Source organism: Moraxella sp., from assembly GCF_024227015.1.
In the GTDB taxonomy this organism is placed as follows: domain Bacteria; phylum Pseudomonadota; class Gammaproteobacteria; order Pseudomonadales; family Moraxellaceae; genus Moraxella.
In genome coordinates, this window is record NZ_JAAELD010000215.1 from 1 (window position 1) to 1,614 (window position 1,614).

The 1,614-nt window shown below is 42.2% G+C and carries 3 protein-coding genes; 1 reads left to right on the forward strand and 2 read right to left on the reverse strand.

Annotated elements, in window-relative coordinates; translation table 11 throughout:
• Nucleotides 1–199: 199 nt before the first annotated feature.
• Nucleotides 200–793, forward strand: coding sequence for a uracil-DNA glycosylase family protein (locus GY683_RS04955; protein ID WP_297287692.1), 594 nt, complete (start codon nt 200–202; stop codon nt 791–793).
• Here GY683_RS04955 and GY683_RS04960 read toward each other — a convergent pair.
• The gene (locus GY683_RS04960; protein WP_297287693.1) at nt 770–1,099 is read right to left on the reverse strand and encodes a branched-chain amino acid transporter permease; all 330 of its coding nucleotides are present in this window, start codon (nt 1,097–1,099) and stop codon (nt 770–772) included. The two genes, GY683_RS04955 and GY683_RS04960, sit on opposite strands and share 24 nt — an antisense overlap.
• A 9-nt stretch (nt 1,100–1,108) precedes the next feature.
• Nucleotides 1,109–1,614: AzlC family ABC transporter permease (locus GY683_RS04965; protein WP_297287694.1), on the reverse strand; the 506-nt coding region annotated here is incomplete at its 5' end.

The following is a 1,614-nucleotide window of genomic DNA, read 5'->3' on the forward strand; positions in this document are numbered from 1 at the left end:
TACATCGACCTTAAAACTGACGTTAAGGTAAACGGTGCAGATGAAGGCGAACTAGACCTAAGCCCATGGGTTTATGGCGTATCATTCGTTAAATCATTCTAATCTCTGATTGGAATAAAAAAGCCGACCATGTTGTCGGCTTTTTTAATGCTTACTTTAAATTAATAGCTAAAAATCTATCTTGATTGTCGCGATTTCCATGAATATTGAAAAACATCCCTTGTTGCCATTCATACCAAAGAATGCCAAGGTATTAATGCTTGGTAGCTTTCCACCGCCAAAGTCGCGCTGGAAGATGGATTTTTATTATCCGAATTTTAATAATGACATGTGGCGCATCATGGGGTTGGTGTTTTTTGGCGATAAAGAATGCTTTATTGGTGTGTCGAATAAGTGTTTTTATCAGGATAAGATTGAGGATTTTTTGAGGGAGCAAGGCATTGCCATTTTTGATGCTGCTAAGGCAGTGATACGCGAGCAGGGCAATGCATCGGATAAGTTCTTAACCGTCATCGAGTCGTCTGATGTCCCAGAACTACTTGTTCAGATGCCAGAATGCGCACATATCATCACCACAGGCGAGAAGGCGACCGAAATTCTGCTGTCAGCACATGATTTAAATCCGCCAAAAATTGGCGAGTCGGTGCAATTACCCATAAATGATAAAATAGTGACATTACACAGACTGCCGTCATCTTCGCGTGCTTATCCTTTGGCATTGGATAAAAAAGCGGCGTATTATCATGCCGTATTTGATGAAATCTTTGATTTAGATGAAGATTTTTTGGATTAAAAACATATAAAGGCAGGTGCCAGCACCGATGGATAAAAACATGTTGCGTCGCCAAATGTGAAGTACGACTACCACGATCCCTGCGATGAATTCTGGTGCGCCATGATGTGGCGTGAGCAGATCGACGTTCTTATAGCAGTACACGACCAAAAGCCCAAATACAGCAGAGGGTAGTGCCTTGCCTAGATATTGTACGAATTTTGGGATGGGTTTGTGCTCTGGGAAGGCGATAAAGGCAAGCCAGCGACAGATCTGTAAGGCGATGATGGCGACGAGGATACTGATGATTTGTTGTTCAATACTCATGACTCATCCTCAATGATAGGCACGCAGACGTGTACGAAACACACCAAGCAAGATCAAAATCCCAGCCATCGCAGGAATCAAGAAGCTATCCTTGCCAAAAACTACCAAAGAAACAATGCTAATGCTAAGCCCGATGATTGAGCTGATGTGGCTGTCTTCTTTGAGCCATTGCTCCATAAAAATCACCAAAAACAAAGCCGTCATGGCAAATTCTGAACCCTTCAAATCAAAAGGTAAAACATCACTAAGTAGCGCCCCAAGTGTCGCGCCGCTCACCCAATAAATGTGCAAAAAAATCGTGATAAATACCATAAACCACGTTTTATCAACGCCATCCTTAATATTGGCTGAGTAGTTGATGGCAAAAGATTCATCGGTCATGGCTGACACGAGATAGAACTTTTTAAAGCCTGTAATGCCCTTAAACTTATGTAGCATCGAAATGCCATAAAAAATCTGCCGAGCACTAATCATACCAATCAGTAGCAGAACAGATAGGGGGTTAAATGCTGCCA

Bases quoted from the DNA above. Each gene is read 5' to 3' on its own strand.
- GY683_RS04960 (WP_297287693.1), bottom strand. From the start codon at position 1,099: ATGAGTATTGAACAACAAATCATCAGTATCCTCGTCGCCATCATCGCC.
- GY683_RS04955 (WP_297287692.1), top strand. From the start codon at position 200: ATGAATATTGAAAAACATCCCTTGTTGCCATTCATACCAAAGAATGCC.